This window comes from Methylobacterium sp. 285MFTsu5.1 (assembly GCF_000383455.1).
In the GTDB taxonomy this organism is placed as follows: Bacteria; Pseudomonadota; Alphaproteobacteria; order Rhizobiales; family Beijerinckiaceae; genus Methylobacterium.
On the sequence record NZ_KB911277.1, the window covers coordinates 196,455 to 216,208 of the forward strand.

Here is a 19,754-nt window from a genome sequence, read left to right on the forward strand (position 1 = left end):
CGCGATGATCGATCGCAGCGACCCGCAATGGTACCGTGACGCCATCATCTACCAGATCCACGTCAAGTCGTTCTTCGACTCGAACAACGACGGGATCGGGGATTTCGAGGGCCTGACCCAGCGCCTCGACTACGTGCGCGATCTCGGCGTGACGGCGATCTGGCTGATGCCGTTCTATCCCTCGCCGCTGCGCGACGACGGCTACGACATCGCCGATTACCGGGACATCAACCCGTCCTACGGGACCATGGAGGACTTCAAGGCCTTCGTGGAGGCGGCGCACGAGCGCGGTCTGCGGGTCATCACCGAGCTCGTCATCAACCACACCTCGGACCAGCACCCTTGGTTCCAGGCCGCCCGCGAGGCCCCTCCCGGCTCGCCCGAGCGCGACTTCTACGTCTGGTCGGACACCGACGAGCCGTATAAGGACACGCGGATCATCTTCCTCGACACCGAGGCGTCGAACTGGACCTGGGACCCGGTCGCCAAGCAGTATTTCTGGCACCGGTTCTACAGTCACCAGCCGGATCTCAACTTCGACAACCCGAAGGTGCTGGAAGCGGTCATCGACGTGATGCGCTACTGGCTCGACATGGGCGTCGACGGCCTGCGGCTCGACGCGATCCCCTACCTGATCGAGCGCGACGGCACGAACTGCGAGAACCTCGCCGAGACCCACGACGTCATCAAGGCGATCCGCGCCGCGCTGGACGCGAGCTACCCCGACCGGATGCTGCTCGCCGAGGCCAACCAGTGGCCCGAGGAGACCGCGCAGTATTTCGGCGACGGCGACGAGTGCCACATGGCCTTCCACTTCCCGCTGATGCCGCGGATGTACATGGCGATCGCCCGGGAGGACCGGCACCCGATCACCGACATCATGCGCCAGACCCCGGAGATCCCGGAGGGCTGCCAGTGGGCGATCTTCCTGCGCAACCACGACGAGCTGACGCTCGAGATGGTCACGGCCGAGGAGCGTGACTATCTCTGGTCGTTCTACGCCGCCGAGCGGCGCGCCCGGATCAACCTCGGCATCCGCCGACGCCTCGCGCCGCTCCTCGAGAACGACCGGCGCAAGATCGAGCTGATGAAGTCCCTCGTCCTGTCGATGCCCGGCACGCCGGTGCTCTACTACGGCGACGAGGTCGGCATGGGCGACAACATCTACCTCGGCGACCGCGACGGCGTGCGCACGCCGATGCAGTGGTCGCCCGACCGGAACGGCGGCTTCTCGCGGGCGAACCCGCAGAAGCTGTTCCTGCCGGCGATCCAGGACCCGATCTACGGGTTCGACGCGATCAACGTCGAGGCGCAGACCCAGGCCCAGACGAGCCTGCTGAACTGGACGCGGCGCATGATCGCGATCCGCAACAACAGCGTCGCGTTGGGGCGCGGCACCATCCAGTTCCTGTACCCGTCGAACCGGAAGGTGCTCGCCTGGATCCGCGAGCACGAGGACGAGCGGATCCTGTGCGTGGCGAACCTGTCGCGCGCGCCGCAGGCGGTGCAGCTCGACCTGTCGGAGCTGCGCACCGCGGTGCCGATCGAGCTGACCGGCGGCACCGAGTTCCCGCCGATCGGCGACCTGCCCTACCTGCTGACCCTGCCGTCCTACGGCTTCTACTGGTTCTCCTTGAGCGCCGCCCGGTCGGGGGTGATCGGCCCGCAGCAGGAGCCGCCCGAGCTGTTCACCCTGGTGCTCACCGGCGGGATCGAGACCCTGATGAGCGGGCGCGAGCGCGTCGCCTTCGAGCGCACCGTGGTGCCGCCGTTCCTGACGAGCCGGCGCTGGTTCGGCGCCAAGGGCTCGCGGATCAAGGCCACGAAGGTCGTCGACTGCGCCGCCCTGAAGGACGTCGACGGCAGCGCGCGCTTCCTGCTGCCGCGGCTGCAGGTGCAGCTCGCCAGCGGCGAGACCCAGGAATACTTCGTGCCCGTGGGCGTCGAGGAGGGCCGCGAGGACGAGACCCTCATGCCCTTCGCGGTGGCGCGGGTGCGCCGGGGGCCGCGCACCGGCCTGCTCTACGGGGCGGCCGGCTCCAACGACTTCGCCGCCTGCCTGATCGACGACATGCGGCAGGCCCGCGAGATCCCCACGGAGACCGGGCGGCTCGTCTTCGCCGTCACCTCGGCCTTCGACCCGGACGTCACGGTCGACGTGGCCGACATCCGCCGGCTCTCGGGCGAGCAGAGCAACACCTCGATCGCCATCGGCTCGAAGATGATGCTCAAGCTGCTGCGCCGCCTGCAGCCGGGCCTGCATCCCGAGATCGAGGTCGGGCGCTTCCTCACCGAGAAGGCGGGTTTCTCGAATACACCCGCCCTGCTCGGCACCCTGGAGCATGTCGCCGAGGACGGCACCCGGACCGCCCTGGCGGTCCTGCAGAAGTTCGTGATGAACCAGGGCGACGCCTGGACCCTGATGCTGGAGGGCCTGCGCCGGGACTTCGAGACCGTGGTGCTCACGCCCGAGAGCGAGGCCGCGACCCCCGAGGAGGCGTTCCAGGCCCACCGGCCCTGGGCCGACCTGCTCGGCCGGCGCACCGCCGAGCTGCACGCGGCACTCGCCATCGAGACCGACGACCCGGCCTTCGCGGCCGAGCCGTTCACCGGGGACGACCTCGCCGTGCTGGCGCGCGACGCCCGCCACCAGGCCGAGCGCGCCTTCCGGGCGCTCAAGGGCCTCGCCGACCGCGGCCTCGACGCCGGCAAGCCGGCCTGCGCGGAGCTCGGCCAGCGCCGGGGCGAGGTCGAGGCGCTGATCGCCGCGCTCACCGAAGCGCCGGTCCGGGGCGCCCACAAGACCCGCATCCACGGCGACTACCATCTGGGCCAGGTGCTGGTCGCCGAGAACGACCTGATCATCGTCGACTTCGAGGGCGAGCCCTCGCGCCCGGCCGACGAGCGCCGGGCCAAGTCGATGCCCCTGCGGGACGTCGCCGGGCTGATGCGCTCCTTCGCGTACGGCGCCGAGACGGTGATCCGGGAGATCACCGCGCGGTTCGCCGATTCGGAGGAGCGGGCGCGGGACGCGGCGACCGCGTGGCGCGGCATGATCGAGGCGGCGTTCCTCGCCGGCTACGAGACCGCGGTCGAGGGCTCCCGGGCGGCGGTGACCGATTCGGAGAGCCGGACCCGGCTGCTGCGCCTCTGCCTGCTGACCAAGGCGCTCTACGAGGTCGACTACGAGGCCAACAACCGGCCGGACTGGATCGAAATCCCCGCCCGTGGGGTTCTCACCATTCTGGACACGGACGGACACGAGCCCGGAGCAACTGTATGACGGCGATCGACGAGACCTTCGCAACGCGGGTCGACCCGGAGGGGGCGACGGCGCGGTCCGCGGATGTCCCGGGCGCCGGCGCCACGCAGCCGCCGAGCGTCCACCCGGACGCGGTCGCCGCGCTGATGGCCGCCAACCACGGCGACCCCTTCGCGGTGCTCGGCCCCCACCGGGTCGGGCCGAAGGCCTGGGAGGTGCGCGCCGTGCTGCCCGAGGCGCGGGCCGCCACCCTGGTGATGGACGGCCGCACCGCGCCCTTCGAGAAGCGCCATCCGGACGGGTTCTGGGTCGCGAAGGCCGAGGGCGAGCACCGGCCCCTCTACGAGATCGAGGTCGAGTCCTGGGACGGGACGAAGCGCCGCCGCTACGACCCCTACGGCTTCGGCTCCTCGATCGAGCAGTACGACGTGGCGGCGCTCCGCGAGGTCGGCACCAACCTCGTCTACCGGATGCTCGGCGCCCAGTCGGGGCAGCTCGACGGCATCGACGGCTTCCGCTTCGCCGTCTGGGCGCCCAACGCCCGCAAGGTCAGCGTCGTCGGCGACTTCAACGACTGGGACGGGCGGCGCCACCCGATGCGCCTCTGGCAGGACGGCGGCATCTGGGAGCTGTTCGTGCCGGGCCTCAAGGCCGGCGTGCGCTACAAGTTCGAGATCCGCGGCCCCGACGGATCCCTGGTCCCGCTCAAGGCCGACCCAGTCGCCTTCGCGGCCCAGCACCCGCCGGAGACCGCCTCGGTCACCCACGGGTCGAGCGACTTCGACTGGCGCGATTCCGGCTGGATGAGCACCCGCGGCGCCAAGGACCCGCGCCACGCGGCGATCTCGGTCTACGAGGTCCATCTCGGCTCCTGGGCGCGGGTGCCCGAGGAGGGCAACCGCTACCTCACCTACAAGGAACTCGGCGACCGGCTGATCCCCTACGTCAAGGATCTGGGCTTCACCCATATCGAGATGCTGCCGATCACCGAGTTCCCGTTCGACGGGTCCTGGGGCTACCAGCCGGTCTCGCTGTTCGCGCCGACGAGCCGCTTCGGAAGCCCTGAGGACTTCGCCGCCTTCGTGGACGCGGCCCACGAGGCCGGCATCGGCGTGCTGCTCGACTGGGTGCCGGGCCACTTCCCGCTCGACGCCCACGGGCTCGGCCTGTTCGACGGCACCCACCTCTACGAGCACGCCGACCCGCGCCAGGGCTTCCACCAGGACTGGGGCACCTACATCTACAATTTCGGGCGGACCGAGGTCGCGACCTTCCTCGCCGCCAACGCCCGGTTCTGGCTGGAGCACTACCACCTCGACGGCCTGCGCGTGGATGCCGTCGCGTCGATGCTCTACCTCGACTACTCGCGCCGCCAGGGCGAGTGGATCCCGAACCGCTACGGCGGCAACGAGAACCTCGACGCCATCGACTTCCTGCGCAAGACCAACGAGGCGACCTACAGCCACGCCCCGGGGACGATCACGGTGGCGGAGGAATCCACCTCCTGGCCGGGCGTCTCGCACCCGACCTACACGGGCGGCCTGGGCTTCGGCTTCAAGTGGAACATGGGCTGGATGCACGACACCCTGCATTTCATGCAGGAGGATCCGATCCATCGCCGCTACCACCACCACAACCTGACCTTCGGGCTGCTCTACGCCTTCTCGGAGAATTTCATCCTGCCGCTCTCCCACGACGAGGTCGTGCACGGGAAGGGCTCGCTGCTCGGCAAGATGCCGGGCGACCGCTGGCAGAAATTCGCGAATCTCCGGGCCTATTACGGCTTCATGTGGGGGCATCCCGGCAAGAAGCTGCTGTTCATGGGCGGCGAGTTCGGCCAGGAGCGGGAGTGGAACCACGACAACAGCCTGGACTGGCACCTCCTGGACGATCCCCTGCACAAGGGCGTCCAGAGCGTGATCCGCGACCTGAACCGGCTCTACGTCTCGACCCCGGCCCTCTACGGCCGCGACGTCGAGCATACCGGCTTCCAGTGGCTGGTGGCGGACGACCAGGACAACAGCGTCATCGCCTGGGCCCGCAAGGGTGCCAAGCCCGGCGAGGTGGCGATCGTGGTGTCGAACTTCACGCCGGTGCCGCGCGAGGGCTACCGGATCGGCGTGCCGCAGGCAGGTTTCTATCGCGAGGCGTTCAACTCGGATGCCGGGGTCTACGGTGGGTCCAACCTGGGCAACCAGGGCGGCCGCCACACCGACGATCAGGCGAGCCACGGCCAGGGTCAGAGCCTGTCGCTGACCCTGCCGCCGCTCGCCACGATGATCTTCCTGCTGGAGGGGTGAGGGGCCGCGCGGCGGAACCCGGGATCCGGACCCGCCGGCGCGCCGCGTTCCGCGCCGACAGCGGGTCCGGATCCCGCCTCCGATGACCGCTCCGGGTCCGGGCTCGCCTGCGGAGCCCAGCGAGGCGGCGCGCCGGGAAGCGCCCGCCCCGCTGGCAGGGATGATCTGACCCGAACGGGCTCACCCGCCTCGCGGAGCGGAAGAGAAGAGAAGAGAGGGGCCGCGAGAAGTCCCTACGCCGCCCGCCAGCGCAGCCCGACGCTGTTGCCGATGGCCCGGCCGTAGAGCCCGGCGTAGTTGTCGGCGGCCTGGTCCCAGCCGAAGCGGGCCGCCATGGCCCGCCGCCGCATGGCGTTGAGCCGCTTCTTCTGGCCGAAGGCCTCCAGCGCCCGCCGCACCGCCGCCCCGAAGGACGCGGCCGAGGCCTCCCCGAAGGTGAAGCCCGTCACGCCGTCCTCGACCGTGTCGGCGAGGCCCCCGGTCCGCCGCACGATCGGCAGGGAGCCGAAGCGCTGCGCGTACATCTGGGCAAGGCCGCAGGGCTCGAAGCGCGAGGGCATCAGCAGGAAGTCGCTGCCGGCGAACATCCGCCGGGCCTGCGCCTCCTCGAAGCCGACATGCACGCCGACCGCGTCGGGATGGCGCTTGGCCAACCCCTGCAGCGCCTGCTCGAACCGGCCCTCGCCCTGGCCGATCACCACGAGCTGGCCGCCCCCGGCCACGATGGTCTCGGCCGCCTGCAGGCTCAGGTCGATGCCCTTCTGGTGCACGAGGCGCGACACGATGGCGAAGAGCGGCCCGCGGGAGACCGCGAGGCCGAATTGCTGGCGCACCGCCTCCGTGTTGGCGCGCTTGCCCTTCCAGTCGTCGATCTCGAACCGCGTGGCGAGGTGCGGGTCGGTTGTCGGGTCCCAGGTCTCGTCGATGCCGTTGAGGATGCCGGCGAGCCGGCCCTGGCCGGCGCGGGTGCGCAGCAGCCCGTCGAGGCCGCAGCCCAGCTCGGGCGTCTGGATCTCCCGGGCGTAGGTCTCGCTCACCGTGGTGACCTGCGAGGCGTAGAAGATGCCGGCCTTTAGGAAGGAGAGCTGTCCGTAGAACTCGGCGCCGTCGACCTGGAAGGCCGAGTCCGGCACGCCGAGCCGGGGCAGGGCGTCCCGGGGAAACAGGCCCTGGTAGGCGAGGTTGTGGATGGTCAGCACGCTCGGGACCCGCCGGCCGCGCCACGCGAGATAGGCCGGCGCCAGGGCCGCCTGCCAGTCGTTGAGGTGCAGGATGTCGGCCGCCCAGTCGGGATCGGCGCCGGTGGCGAGGTCCGCCGCCGCGAGGCTGAGGCGGGCGAAGCGCAGGTCGTTGTCGCCGAAATCGCCGTGCTGGTCGCCGTAGGGCGTGCCGTCGCGCTCGTAGAGGTCGGGGCTGAGCAGGACGTAGATCCGCAGGCCGTCGGCCGCCTCGACCAGGCCGAGGTCGCAGGCGGGAATGCCCGCGAAGCCCTCGAGGCGGGCGACGACCGGGATCTCCGGGAAGGCGGCCCGGACCTGCCGGTAGCCCGGGATCAGGACGCGGATGTCGTAGTGCGGGACCAGGGCCCGGGGCAGGGCGGCCGAGACCTCGCCGAGGCCGCCGGTCTTCACGAAATCCGCCATCTCGGGCGTCGCGTAGAGGATGCGGCGGCGCAGCGAGGCCGGCCGGGCCGGAACCGGTACGGGACCGACGCCGTTCCCCTCGCCGGACGACCACTCGGCGAAGGGACTACCACGGCGCGCATCGAGCATCAGCATTGATCCTGGCCGGGCGGAATGCCCCGGTCTGGCAGTCGACCGGGCAGGCACGGCTGTCACGATCTCAACCACGGCCAATGCTCCTTCGCCGCGACGGTTCCGTTGCGACGCACAAAATAGGCCACCGTGGTGATTAAGCGTCACTTACCTATGTGGCATCGCAGCGAGAAATCGCGCCGCCGCGGCGGATTTCGGCTTCTGGATACAGATCTTCGGCCCGGAACGACGGCGCCCGGCGTAACCGGACGGGTCCCGCACGTCCGTCTTCGCCCGATCGGCGGTGCCCGCTGAGCCCCTGATTCGGTCCCCGGTCTGACGGGTGCCGGAGCCGGGGCGGCCTCGCGTCACCCGGCGCGGCGCAGAATCACCCCCTCGGCGGGCTCCAGCGCGAGGGTGAGGCCGGCCGGCTCGCCCGCGCGCCCCGGACGGGTCGAGAGCAGCACGGTCCAGGCCCCCTCGGGGAGCGGCAGGTCCTGCGACGCCGCGCCGAAATTCAGGAGCACGCGCAGGACGTCCCCGTCGGCGAAGCGCTCGTAGGCGAACACCTCGGCGATCCCGAGCGGCACCTCGCGGTAGCCGCCCACGGCGAGCGCCGCGTGGTCGCGGCGCAGGGCGAGCAGCCGCCGGTGCAGGGTGAGCATCGAGCCCGGATCCGAGCGCTGGCTCTCGACGTTGCAGGCGGCCCAATCCGCCGCCAGCGGCAGCCAGGGTTCGGCCGTGGAGAAGCCGGCCTGGGGACTGTCGTCCCACTGCATCGGCGTGCGCTCCGGGTCGCGGCCGTGCCCGGGCTCGTTGTGCTCCCAGGGATCCCGGGCGCGGTCGGGCGGGATCGGCACGTGGCCGAGGCCGATCTCGTCGCCGTAGTAGAGGGTCGGCGTGCCCCGAAGGGTCAGCAGCAGCATCGCGGCGATGCGGGCCTGCGCCGGCCCGACCCGCGCGGCGATGCGCGGCTGGTCGTGGTTGCCCAGCACCCAGTTCGGCCAGCCGCCCTCGGGCAGGGCCGCCTCGTACTGCGCCACGAGGTCGGCCACCGCGTCGGCCCGCCACGGGGTCTGGATCAGCTGGAAATTGAACGGCAGGTCGGCCCCGGTCAGGTCCGGGCCGTAATAGGCGACCAGCCGCTCCACCGGCAGGTAGATCTCGCCGATCAGCACGCGCTCGCCGTACTGGCGCAGCACCGCCCGCATCCCGGCGATCACGTCGAAGATCTCGGGCCGGTCGGCGGAGTAGACCTGGGTGAAGCGGTTGATCTCGGGCGAGCCCGGCGCGTAGTCGGGATTGGCCGGGTTGTCGCGGAATCCCGCATCCTTCATCAGGTGCCAGATCACGTCGACCCGGAACCCGTCGACCCCGCGCTCCAGCCAGAAGCGGAGCACGTCGTGCATGGCCGCCCGCACCGCGGGGTTGCGCCAGTTCAGGTCCGGCTGCTCCGCCAGGAAGGCGTGGTAGTAGTACTGGCCGGTGGTCTCATCCAGCGTCCAGGCCGGGCCGCCGAAATTCGACAGCCAGTTGTTGGGCGGGCCGCCGCCAGGCGCCGGGTCGCGCCAGATGTACCAGTCCCGCTTCGGGCTCGCGCGCGACGACCGGCTCTCGGAGAACCAGGGATGCGCGATCGAGGAGTGGTTCGGCACGAAGTCGAGGATCACCTTCAGCCGGCGCCGATGGGCCTCGGCCACGAGGGCGTCGAAATCGGCCAGCGTGCCGAACAGCGGGTCGATCCCGCAGTAATCCGCCACGTCGTAGCCGAAATCGGCCATGGGCGAGGGGTAGACCGGCGAGATCCACACGGCGTCGACCCCTAGCCATGCGAGGTAGTCCAGCCGCGCCGTGATGCCGGGCAGGTCGCCGACTCCGTCGCCGTTCGTGTCCTGAAAGGAGCGCGGATAGACTTGGTAGACGGTCCCGCGCTTCCACCAGACGGTGTCGGTCATGCTGCGCCCCTCGCATCGGCGGCCCACGCTTAACCGCTGACCCGCGCGCTGGCGACCGGCGATGGATGCGCCGAGAGCGCGCGCCGCGCGCGAAACGCCCCGACGCGGCGTCGCCCAGGGAATGGCTGCGGCCCCCAAAACCTGTGCGCATGCCCCTTGTGCAGGGCGACGCCGCGCGGCTGTGCCTGGAATGTCACGCCGCCCTGCCATATCTCCTCCGGCGTGCCCGTGCGCTCCGCCGGAGCGGCGCTGCCACGACTTCGCCGGAAGCCGACCGCATCGTCGGACGCTTCGGGGCACGGATCGCCCGTCCGTTCATGCGGCGGCAATCCATCAAAAGAGATAATCCGCCCACGATACCCCCGGCGCTAGAATCCGGGGCGACGACTTTGGGGGACCCGCACGTGTTGAACGATGTTCTGACCCGGCCTGTGCCACAAGATGTCTCGCGCGACGAGCGCGCAACCGAGGCGCCCGCCCCGGCCGCCTGGACCGCCCCGGTGCTGTCCGGCAGCGGCGACGCGGTGGTGGACCTGCGCGAGGCGATCCGCGCCAAGCTCACCTTCACGCTCGGCCGCACGCCCGAGACCGCCCGCCCGCGCGACTGGTTCGCCGCGACGGCGCTGGCCCTGCGCGAGCGGATCGTGGCCGCCGCGCTGGCCTCCGAGCGGAGCGTGCCGAACAAGCGCGTCTACTACCTGTCGCTGGAATTCCTGATCGGCCGGCTGATGTCGGACGCGCTGAACAATCTCGGCCTCACCGAGACGACCCGCGGCGCGCTCCGGGAGCTCGGGATCGATCTCGACGCCGTGCAGGACGCTGAGCCCGACGCGGCGCTGGGCAATGGCGGCCTCGGGCGGCTCGCCGCCTGCTTCATGGAGAGCATGGCCAGCATCGGCATCCCGGCCATGGGCTACGGCATCCGCTACGACCACGGCCTGTTCCGCCAGTCCTTCGAGGACGGCTGGCAGCGCGAGGCGCCGGAGACCTGGCTGGCCGAGGGCAACCCCTGGGAATTCGCCCGGCCCGAGGCGACCTACGCGATCGGCTTCGGCGGCACCGTCACGCTGTCCTCGCCGGAGGAGGGCGTGATCCGGCGCCACTGGCAGCCGGCCGAGACCGTGCGGGCGGTGGCCCACGACGTGCCGGTGGTCGGCTGGCGCGGCCGCCACGTCAACGGCCTGCGCCTCTGGAAGGCCGAGGCCGGCGAGCCCGTCGACCTCGCCCGCTTCAACGGCGGCGACCATGTCGGCGCGGTCGCGGCGCGGATGCGCGCCGAGGCGATCTCGCGGGTGCTCTACCCGAGCGATTCCTCGGCCGAGGGCCAGGAGCTGCGCCTCCGCCAGGAATACTTCTTCACCGCGGCCTCGATCCAGGATCTCGTGGCCCGCCACGTGGCCGAGCGCGGCGACGTCCGGTCCCTGCCGGACCACGCGGCGATCCAGCTCAACGACACGCACCCGGCCATCGCGGTGCCGGAGCTGATGCGCGTCCTCCTCGACGTCTACGGCCTCTCCTGGGAGGACGCGTGGCACGTCACCACGCACACGCTGCACTACACGAACCACACCCTCCTGCCCGAGGCCCTGGAGACCTGGCCGGTGGAGCTGATGGAGCGGCTGCTGCCGCGCCACATGCAGATCATCTACCTGATCAACTGGATGCACTTGGAGGAGCAGGCCAAGCACGGCCGCCAGGGATCGGCGGATGCCGCCGCCTACCTCGCGTCGATCTCGCTGATCGACGAGTCGCACGGGCGGCGGGTCCGGATGGGGCACCTCGCCTTCCACGGCGCGCGCCGGGTCAACGGCGTCTCGGCCCTGCACACCGACCTGATGCGCTCGACGGTCTTCTCCGACCTGCACGCGCTGGATCCGGACAAAATCGTCAACAAGACCAACGGCATCACCTTCCGCCGCTGGTTCCACAACGCCAATCCCGGCCTCACCCGGCTCGCCGTGGAGACGGTGGGCGCCGGCGTGCTGGACAATCCCGAGTTGCTCCGGGGCCTCGAGGCCCATGCCGAGGACCCGGCCTTCGTGGCGCGCTACGCGGCCGTGCGCCGGGAGCGCAAGGAGGCCCTGGCGGCGATCATCGCCGAGCGCACCGGCATCGACGTCGATCCGGCCGCTTTGTTCGACATCCAGGTCAAGCGTATCCACGAGTACAAGCGCCAGCTCCTCAACGTGGTCGAGACCGTGGCGCTCTACCAGGCGATCAAGGCCGAGCCGCACCGGGACTGGACGCCCCGGGTGAAGATCTTCGCCGGCAAGGCGGCGCCGAGCTACGTCCAGGCCAAGCTGATCATCAAGCTCGCCTGCGACGTCGCCAAGGCGGTGAACGACGATCCCGAGGTCGCGGACCGGCTGAAGGTGGTGTTCCTGCCGAACTACTCGGTGAGCCTCGCAGAATCGATCATCCCGGCCGCCGACCTGTCCGAGCAGATCTCCACCGCCGGCATGGAGGCCTCGGGCACCGGCAACATGAAGTTCGCCCTCAACGGCGCGCTCACGGTGGGGACCCTCGACGGCGCCAACATCGAGATCCGCGACCATGTCGGGGCGGACAACATCTTCATCTTCGGCCTGGAGGCCGACGGCGTCCGCGCCCGGCAGGCCGAGCCGGACTACGCGGCCCGGGCGATCCAGGCCTCGCCGCGGCTGGCCGCCGCCCTCGACATGATCGCCTCGGGACGGTTCTCGCCGGAGGAGCCGGGCCGGTTCCGGCCGCTCACCGACGACCTGCGCCGGCGCGACCAGTACCTGCTCACCGCCGATTTCGACGATTACTGGCGGGTGCAGCGGTCGATCGACGCCGCGTGGCGCGATCCCCGCGGCTGGTGGGCGAAGGCGATCCGCAACACCGCCCGCATGGCGTGGTTCTCCTCCGATCGCGCCATGCGCGAGTACGCCGAGGAGATCTGGCGGGTCCGCCTGGGCTGAGTCGCCACCGGCCCGCTCCCGCGCGGGAGCGGGCCTGCCCCGCCCTCAGGCCGCGCGCACGCCGTCCAGGAACCGCTCCACCTCCGCCGCGAGCCCCTCGGACTGACGGGACAGGGCGGTGGCGGCCGTGAGCACGTGGTCGGCCGCGACCCCCGTCCGATCGGAGGCCTCGGCCACCCCGGCGATGGTGCCGGTGACCTCCGCGGCGCCCCGCGTCGCCTCGGCGACGGTGCGCACGATCTCCCGGGTCGCGGCGCCCTGCTCCTCCACGGCCGCGGCGATCGCGATCGCCACCCCGTTGATCTCGCGGATCCGGTCGATGATCGCGCCGATGGCGCCGACCGCGGATCCGGTCACGCCCTGGATCCGGCCGATCTGCGCGGCGATCCCGTCGGTCGCCCGCGCGGTCTTCTCGGCCAGGGCCTTCACCTCGCCCGCCACGACCGCGAAGCCGCGGCCGGCCTCGCCGGCCCGCGCCGCCTCGATGGTGGCGTTGAGGGCCAGCAGGTTGGTCTGCTCGGCGATGGACGCGATCAGCCGCACCACCTCGCCGATCTCGGAGGCCGCCTGCCGCAGCTCGGCCACGAGCCCGGCGGTCTGGTCGGCCTCGCCGACCGCCTGCTGGGCGAGCGCGGACGAGCCGCCCGCCTGACGGCCGATCGCCTGGATGGCGCTGCCGAGCCGCTCGGTCGCGGCCGCCACCGTGCCGATGTTGACCGCCGCCGCCTCGGCCGCCAGCGCCACCGCGCCGGACTGGCTGGCCGTCTCCTGGGCGGTCGCGGTCATCTGGTGGGCGGTGCCCTCGAGTTCGCCCGCGGCGGTCGAGACCCGGTCCACGATCCTGGCCACAGCCGCCTCGAAGGTCCGGGCGAGGCCCATCGTGGCCTCCTTGCGGGCCGCGGCCGCGGCGGCGTCCGCGCGCCGCCGGCCCTCGGCTTCCGCCTCGGCGTTGCGGATGATCAAGCTCCGGATCGCCTCGACCGCCCGGCCGACCGCTCCGATCTCGTCGCCGCGCCGCGCCTCCGGGATCGTGGCCGCGCCGTCGCCCTGCGCCACGCGCCGCAGCGCGGCGACAAGGCGGTGGAGCGGCCGCGTGACACCGACCACGACGATGGCCGCGGAGAGTCCCAGGGCGACGAGCAGGCCCGCCACCGTGGCGCCGATCAGGACCGACCGGGCCTGGTCGGCCCCCTGCTGCGTGGCGATCTTCGCCTCGCCGAGGCGGGCCGCCGCCGCCGCCTCGTACGCCTGGGCCGCCCGGTCGAACTGCGCCCGGACCTCCCGGCTGGCGACCACGCCGACCTGGATCGCCGCCGGCCGGTCATTCCGGAGCGCGAGGTAGTTGGAGCGGTCGAGCAGGTCGAAATAGTCCCGGGCGACGGTGCCGATCTGGCGCTGCAGCGCCGCGATCTCCGCGCGCCGCGAGCCCTGTTCCAGCGTCTCGATGCCGTCGGCCACGGCCTTGACGGAGGCGTCGTAGCGCTTGCGGAAGAGGGGGATGTCGCCTTTCGGCTCGCCGATGATGAGGTTGCGGTTCATGAGGGCCGCATCGACGAATTTTTCGCGGACACGTGAGAAGATCTCGAGCCTCGCGAAATAGTAATCCACCAAAAATCTATCTCTCTCCTCGATCGCCCTGAGTTCTCTGAGCGAGTACGCGGCAGAGGCGGCGCACACGATCACCATGAACAAGAGCGGCGCGGACATTTTTACATGCAGGTTCGCATCGCGCAGGATCCGCATTCCGTTCGATCTCCGCCGGCGTCACCGGCACAGCTTATCACACGCCACGAACAGGAAGCCACGATCGATCAGATCACTCTTCGCCCGCACGAGGACACGAACCGATACGGAGACTAAATTTATAAGTATAGAGATCGAGAAATTGAATGCCATAAAGGTGCGTTATTCAAACGCTCGTGCCTGCATGACTATGCCCGAACGGGGCCGGGGTCAGGCGCCTCGGACGAGCCCGAGCCGCAATCCGACGCGGCGCAGGCCGCGCCGCAGCCGGTGAAGCTGGCGCGCGGCGCGCGGGGCGAGGCCGAGTCTGCGCCGGCAGACGACGTGCGACACGCGCCCGATCCGCGGGCCCGGATCCGGCGCGCCCTTGCGCAAGGCGATGTCCGGGCGCTCCGCCGACTGCGCGATCGTCAGCGCGCGCGCCGCCGGGAGGGTCACGCTGCGGAACATCGCGCGCGTGTAGTAGGAGAACGCGTCGTAGGCGACGAGGGTCCGCGCCCGCCCGGTCGCCGGGTCCTCGACCGTCAGCGTGCCCGCCCGCGGCCCGTAGGTCACGAGGAGCCCGATCACGTCGCGGGGGCGCCCCAGGGGAACGGCGACGCGCGTGCCCTCCGGGATCTCCAGGAAGTCCAGCGGGATGCCGTTGCGGCGCAGGGCGAACCCGCAGGTCAGGCCGGGGAGGGCGCGCAGCGGCAGGGCCTCGAACCGGCCCGGCAGGGTCCGGAACCGGTCGATATAGGCCCGCCCCGGCGGCGGCGCGCGCAGGAAGCTGTAGACCAGGGTGCCGTAGAGGTCGGCGCCCGCCGGCGTGACGTGGGTCGCGTCCTTCAGCAGGTAGGTGATGTCGCCCGCGCCCGCGGCCGCCACCGGGGCGGCGATGTCGAGATAGGGGATCCCGTAGAGGGCGCGGTACTCCGCCAGCAGGCCGGCGACGGGCTCGGCCGCGTAGTCGACGCCGCCCTGGTGGAGGTTGAGGAAGGCGACAGGCAGGTCCCGCCGGGCGGTCGCCGCGAGGATGTCGTCGAGATAGGCCCGCATCGTCGCGCCGTCGAAGTAGCGGACGTTGCCGGTGAACAGCTCGAGGAGGACGCGGTCGCAGGGGAGCGCGTCGAGGATCTCGTCGATCAGGGCGGCGATGGAGGGCAGGGAATGGCCGCCCCAGCCGCTGCGGAGGAAGGTGACCGGGCGCCCCTCGGCCTCGGCCAGGGCGTTGGCCCGCTCGACGTAGCCCGGCAGCTCCGTGACGCTGTAGCCGAGGCAGAGGACGCGGATCATCGGGGCTCGGATCGGACTCAGGATCGGCCCCGTGCGGCCGCTCCGGCGCCGGTAGCAGCCGGGCGCCGCCGCGTCGAGGCGACGCCGGTCAGTCGATCACGATCGGGTAGCAGCGGGCGCCCACCGCGGCGGCGAGCACCTGCACGGCGCCGACCGTCGAGTGGTCGCCCGCCACGTGGACCACGTCGGTGGCGCGCAGGCTCGGCAGGTGGGCGCTGAGCGGGCCGGAGCGCACGTCCGGCGGCCGCTGGCGGCCGCGATCGGCGCAGAGCACGATCCGGCCGACGCCGGTGCGGCGCAGCCAGTCCAGGCTCTCGCGCATGTAGAGGTCCAGGGCGTCGCGGGCGCCGACGGCCAGGGCCATCTCGCGGGCGGGCTCGACGTAGCGGGCCGCCCGGGCGATCGCCCAGATCGCGCCGAAGCCGGCGCCGGCCGCCACCAGCACGAGCCGGCCGCCCCCGGGGCGGTACTGCCCCCGGCCGACGGGGCCCTTGAGACGCACCGGCTGGTCGAGGCGGAGCCCGTCGAGGGGATCGCCCTCGGGGTCGCGGGCGACGTGGAACACCACGTCGTTGATCTCGGTCGTGCCGTCGAGCCGCAGGGTCGGGGACAGCGTCCGCGTCGGCAGCCCCGCGAAGGTCACCAGTGCCTGGTGGCCGGGCTCGCCGGTCGGGCGCCGGGTCAGGGTCGCGACGATCTCGAGGATGCCGGGACTGAGCCGGCGGATCTCCGTGACCGTGCCCTTGCGAACGGCGACGGGCGGCGGCGGCGCCTCCTCCTGGCCCTGGATCGGGGCGCCGGGGAGGGCCGGGCGCAGGGCCTCGGCCCGGGCCCGGCGGGCCGGATGGCGGCGGCCGGACGGCGCCGCGCTGCCCTGTGCGATCCCCTGAGCGATCCCCTGGCCGGCGAGCAGGTTGCCGGACTGCGCCTGCAGCGGCGCGATCATGCCCTCGGCCAGCGCCGCCTCCAGCGGCGTGTCGCCGGTCGAGACGCGGACCGACCGACCGTTGACGACGAGCGAGCAGCGCGCCCCCATGGCTCTCCCCCGCATGCCCTGGTGACGGATCAGCGGGCGCGGATCAGGAGCGAGTCGACCAGGGCCGCCCAGCGCTCGCGGGTCGCGCGGACATCGTCGGTCGGGGCCGATTCGGTCAGGAGCTGGCGCTGCGCCCGCAGCGACTCGACCTCCTGCCGCTGGGCCCGGAGCACCGCCTTCATCACCTGCAACTCGGTCTCGAGGCGGACGATCGCGTCGGCCTCGGCCAGCGCCTCCGCGTCGTCCGCGGCCTCGTCGGCATAGGCGTCGGCGAACGCGTCGACGCGGCGCGGGTCGCGGAGGGGCATCCGGGTCCGGACCTGCTGCTCCAGCCGGACCGGCCGGGCCATCAGGCGACGCACGAGGTCCGAGCCGCCCGCCTGCTGGTAACGCCGTGCCGCCTCGGCCATCCGACCCATCCCCATCGCGGGCGCTGGAAGGCCCGCCTATCAACAGGAGCTTGATCGGACATGGTTAAGGCGGACTTAAACCGATCCGCAACTTTCGCCGGATCGGGTCCTGGGAGCAGCCCTCAGGCCGCTTCCGGGGCGGCCCCGACGATCTGGCGGGCCTGCAGCATGGTCATCGGCTCGCCGAAGGCCGGGCCGAGGGCGTACTCGCAGCCGAGACCGGCGAGCGCCTGGGCGTCGGCCTCGGACTCGCAGCCCTCCGCCACGATGGCGAGGTTCAGCTCGCTCGCCATGCGCACGATGGAGCGCAGGATCGCGGTCTGCCCGGTGCCGATCTGGCGCACGAAGGTCGCGTCGACCTTGATCGTGTCGAACGGGAAGCGCTGGAGATAGGAGAGGGCCGAGTAGCCGGTGCCGAAATCCGACAGGCACAGGCCGGCGCCGAGGTCGTGGATCCGCGCCAGCATCTGGGCGGCGTATTCCGGGTTCTCCATCACGAGGCTCTCGCTGAATTCCAGCTTGAGCGAGCCGGGCAGGGCCCCGGAGCGGGCCAGCACGGTCTTCACGTCGTGCAGGAGGTCGTGGCGCAGGAGCTGGCGTGAGGACAGGTTGCAGGCCGCGAAGATCGGCGGCTCGACCTCCAGGGAGCGCTGCCACGCCGCGAGCTCCAGGGCGGTGCGCTCCAGGGCGAAGATGCCCAGGTTGACCACGAAGCCGCTCTCCTCGGCGAGCGGCAGGAAGGTCGAGGCGGGGATGCGCCCGAGCTTCGGGTGGTCCCAGCGCAGCACGGTCTCGAACCCCGCCACGGTGCGGTCCTCGAGCCGCACCACCGGCAGGAACAGCACCCGCAGCTCGTTGCGCTCGATCGCCTTGCGCAGGTCGCTCTCCAGCATCAGCCGGTCCGAGCGGTCGGTGCGCATATGGGCGCGGAACACCTCGATCCGGTCGCCGCCGTTGCGCTTGGCCTGGATCATGGCGATCTCGGCGCTCTTGAACACCTCGTCGCGCTTCAGGTTGGCGCCGGCCTCGTAGAGGGCGAGGCCGATCGAGACGGTCAGGAAGATCTCGCGGTCGGCGTAGGTGATCGGCGTGGCGATCGCCCGGCGGATCATCTCGGCGAAGGCCAGGATCCGGTCCGGGTCGCGCTCGGAGAGGAGGATCACCGCGAACTCGTCGCCGGCCACCCGGGCCAGCGTGTCCTGCGGGCGCAGCAGGCGGCCGAGGCGGCGCGACAGGGTCAGCAGGATCGAGTCGCCCGCCGACAGGCCGATCGCGTCGTTGATGCCCTTGAACCGGTCGACGTCGAGGACGATCACGGTGGGCTTGAGGCGCTGGTCCTGGCCGGCGAAGGCCAGAGCCGCGTCGAGGCGGTCGCCGAACAATTCGCGGTTCGGCAGGCCGGTCAGGCTGTCGTGCACGGCGTCGTGGAGCAGGCGCTCCTCGGCGGTCTTGATCTCGGTGACGTCCGCGATGGTGCCGACCACCCGGATCACCTCGCCGTCGGCGCCGATCACCGGCCGCGCCTTCAACCGGTACCAGAAGAACGTGCCGGCCTCCGAGCGCAGGCGGAAATCGTGGACGATGCGGCCGCGCCGCTCCTCGATCACCGTGTCGAGGGCGGCCGAGTAGCGCTCCACGTCGAAGGGGTGGAGCGCGCCCAGCCAGTTGGTGGCCGGCCCCTCCAGGGTGCCGCGGGCGAGGCCGAGCTGGCCCTCGATCTCAGGGCCGACGAAGACCCGGTCGGCGGGCACGTCCCAATCGAACACCACGTCGCCGGCGCCGGTCAGCGCCAGCGCCCGCCGCTCCGTGTCGGAGACCAGGGTGTGGCTGAGGCCGCCGCCCGCGAAGGCGTGCTGGAGCACCGTGAAGCCGATCAGCATCACGATCAGCACGAGGCCGCCGATCAGGGCCGGCTGCACGAGGTCGCTGCCGATCTGGCCGGTGACCGCGAAGCCCGCCGCCGTCACCCAGACGACGAGCAGGAGCCAGGTCGGCACCAGCAGGATCGCCCGGTCGTAGCCGTTATGGGCGGCGAGGTAGACGATCAGCAGCAGGCCGATCCCGGCCACCGCGGCGATCGAGATTCGCGCCACGCCCGCCGCCACCGGCGGGTCGAACACCGCGAGCCCGACGAGGCCCGCCAGGAAGGCGAGCCAGAAGAACGCCACGTGGCTGTAGCGCACGTGCCAGCGGGCGAGGTTGAGATAGGCGAACAGGAAGACCAGCAGCGTCGCCCCGAGCACCGCCTCCGCGGAGGCTCGGTAGACCCGCTCGGCGAGCTCGGTGACCGGGAACACCCGCTGCAGGAAGCCGAAATCGATGCAGGCATAGGCCAGCACCGACCACGCGAGCGCGGCGGCGGCCGGGAAGATGATCGCGCCCTTGACCACGAACACGATGGTCAGGAACAGGGCCAGCAGGCCGCTGATCCCGATGATGATGCCCTTGTAAAGGGTCAGGCCGGCGGTCTTGCGGCGGTAGGCGTCCTGGTCCCAGAGGCGCAGCTGGGGGACGTTGGAGCCGCGCAGCTCGGCCACGTAAGTGACGGTGGCGCCGGGATCGAGCGTGATGGTGAACTGGTCGGCCTCCGGGTTCTCGTCCCGCTCGGGCCGGATGCCCTGGCTCGCCGTGATGGCGGCGATGCGCGAGCCGCCGAGATCGGGCCAGATCACCCCGGAATCGACCAGCCGGAAATGCGGGGCGACCAGGATGCGGTCGATCTGCTCGTCGGTGTCGTTGGTGAGCGCGAACACGATCCAGTCGGGCCGGGCGCCGGCGTCGCGCGCCTTCACGACGATGCGCCGGACGATGCCGTCCTTGCCGGGCGCCGTGGAGATCTGGATCAGGTCGCCGTCGGAGCGGTAGCGCTCGATCGCGGTGGTCAGGTCGATCACCGGCGCGTCGAGGGTGACGCGGACCGCCTCCACCGCCTGGGCGGGCGCGCTCGCGGCGAGCGTGAGCGCGAGGGCACCGACGAGACCGCCGACCAGGGTCAGGAGGAGGGCGAGGATGCGCAAGGGTGTCTTGACTTCCGGCCGTGCGAGCTTCGGCATCGGCCGCCCGGGCGGCCTCGATCG

General features: G+C 71.6%; 10 protein-coding genes. 3 read left to right on the forward strand and 7 right to left on the reverse strand.

Going from position 1 to position 19,754, the window contains the following annotated elements:
* The first annotated feature begins 4 nt into the window (after positions 1 to 4).
* Together treS and glgB are read left to right on the forward strand one after the other, a co-directional pair.
* Positions 5 to 3,283, forward strand: a complete 3,279-nt coding sequence (treS, locus tag H288_RS0114680) for a maltose alpha-D-glucosyltransferase (RefSeq protein ID WP_020093336.1) — start codon at positions 5 to 7, stop codon at positions 3,281 to 3,283.
* A complete protein-coding gene (gene glgB, locus H288_RS0114685; protein WP_020093337.1) occupies positions 3,280 to 5,562 on the forward strand; it encodes a 1,4-alpha-glucan branching protein GlgB in 2,283 nt (760 codons plus the stop codon). The genes treS and glgB overlap by 4 nt, the downstream gene beginning before the upstream one ends.
* Before the next feature lie 233 nt (positions 5,563 to 5,795).
* Here glgB and glgA read toward each other — a convergent pair whose 3' ends face one another.
* Together glgA and H288_RS0114695 are read right to left on the reverse strand one after the other, a co-directional pair.
* Positions 5,796 to 7,334 carry a glycogen synthase GlgA gene (gene glgA, locus H288_RS0114690; protein WP_026604954.1) on the reverse strand — a complete coding sequence of 513 codons (1,539 nt, stop codon included), beginning with the start codon at positions 7,332 to 7,334 and terminating at the stop codon, positions 5,796 to 5,798.
* Positions 7,335 to 7,684: 350 nt separating this feature from the next.
* Complete coding sequence (locus H288_RS0114695) at positions 7,685 to 9,271, reverse strand: alpha-amylase family glycosyl hydrolase (RefSeq protein WP_020093339.1); 1,587 nt, start codon at positions 9,269 to 9,271, stop codon at positions 7,685 to 7,687.
* Between the two features lie 317 nt (positions 9,272 to 9,588).
* On the opposite strand from H288_RS0114695, the gene H288_RS0114700 reads away from it, so the two are divergent.
* The gene (locus H288_RS0114700; RefSeq protein WP_100252131.1) at positions 9,589 to 12,213 is read left to right on the forward strand and encodes a glycogen/starch/alpha-glucan phosphorylase; all 2,625 of its coding nucleotides are present in this window, start codon (positions 9,589 to 9,591) and stop codon (positions 12,211 to 12,213) included.
* Between the two features lie 45 nt (positions 12,214 to 12,258).
* On the opposite strand, the gene H288_RS0114705 is transcribed toward H288_RS0114700, so the two are convergent.
* The 5 genes from H288_RS0114705 to H288_RS0114725 all read right to left on the reverse strand — a co-directional run bounded on the left by H288_RS0114705 (position 12,259) and on the right by H288_RS0114725 (position 19,730).
* Complete coding sequence (locus H288_RS0114705) at positions 12,259 to 13,899, reverse strand: methyl-accepting chemotaxis protein (protein ID WP_043712647.1); 1,641 nt, start codon at positions 13,897 to 13,899, stop codon at positions 12,259 to 12,261.
* Positions 13,900 to 14,166: 267 nt separating this feature from the next.
* Positions 14,167 to 15,231, reverse strand: a complete 1,065-nt coding sequence (locus H288_RS0114710) for a hypothetical protein (protein ID WP_020093342.1) — start codon at positions 15,229 to 15,231, stop codon at positions 14,167 to 14,169.
* A gap of 88 nt (positions 15,232 to 15,319) precedes the next feature.
* A complete protein-coding gene (locus H288_RS0114715) occupies positions 15,320 to 16,267 on the reverse strand; it encodes a hypothetical protein (RefSeq protein WP_020093343.1) in 948 nt (315 codons plus the stop codon).
* Positions 16,268 to 16,296: 29 nt separating this feature from the next.
* The gene (locus H288_RS0114720) at positions 16,297 to 16,677 is read right to left on the reverse strand and encodes a hypothetical protein (RefSeq protein ID WP_020093344.1); all 381 of its coding nucleotides are present in this window, start codon (positions 16,675 to 16,677) and stop codon (positions 16,297 to 16,299) included.
* Positions 16,678 to 16,799: 122 nt separating this feature from the next.
* Positions 16,800 to 19,730 carry an EAL domain-containing protein gene (locus tag H288_RS0114725; RefSeq protein WP_020093345.1) on the reverse strand — a complete coding sequence of 977 codons (2,931 nt, stop codon included), beginning with the start codon at positions 19,728 to 19,730 and terminating at the stop codon, positions 16,800 to 16,802.
* Between the last annotated feature and the right edge of the window lie 24 nt (positions 19,731 to 19,754).

Excerpts from the sequence above, each read along its gene's own strand:
- treS (WP_020093336.1), top strand. The coding sequence starts at position 5 with ATGATCGATCGCAGCGACCCGCAATGGTACCGTGACGCCATCATCTAC.
- glgB (WP_020093337.1), top strand. The coding sequence starts at position 3,280 with ATGACGGCGATCGACGAGACCTTCGCAACGCGGGTCGACCCGGAGGGG.
- glgA (WP_026604954.1), bottom strand. The coding sequence starts at position 7,334 with ATGCTCGATGCGCGCCGTGGTAGTCCCTTCGCCGAGTGGTCGTCCGGC.
- H288_RS0114695 (WP_020093339.1), bottom strand. The coding sequence starts at position 9,271 with ATGACCGACACCGTCTGGTGGAAGCGCGGGACCGTCTACCAAGTCTAT.
- H288_RS0114700 (WP_100252131.1), top strand. The coding sequence starts at position 9,589 with ATGCGGCGGCAATCCATCAAAAGAGATAATCCGCCCACGATACCCCCG.
- H288_RS0114705 (WP_043712647.1), bottom strand. The coding sequence starts at position 13,899 with ATGGTGATCGTGTGCGCCGCCTCTGCCGCGTACTCGCTCAGAGAACTC.
- H288_RS0114710 (WP_020093342.1), bottom strand. The coding sequence starts at position 15,231 with ATGATCCGCGTCCTCTGCCTCGGCTACAGCGTCACGGAGCTGCCGGGC.
- H288_RS0114715 (WP_020093343.1), bottom strand. The coding sequence starts at position 16,267 with ATGGGGGCGCGCTGCTCGCTCGTCGTCAACGGTCGGTCGGTCCGCGTC.
- H288_RS0114720 (WP_020093344.1), bottom strand. The coding sequence starts at position 16,677 with ATGGCCGAGGCGGCACGGCGTTACCAGCAGGCGGGCGGCTCGGACCTC.
- H288_RS0114725 (WP_020093345.1), bottom strand. The coding sequence starts at position 19,730 with ATGCCGAAGCTCGCACGGCCGGAAGTCAAGACACCCTTGCGCATCCTC.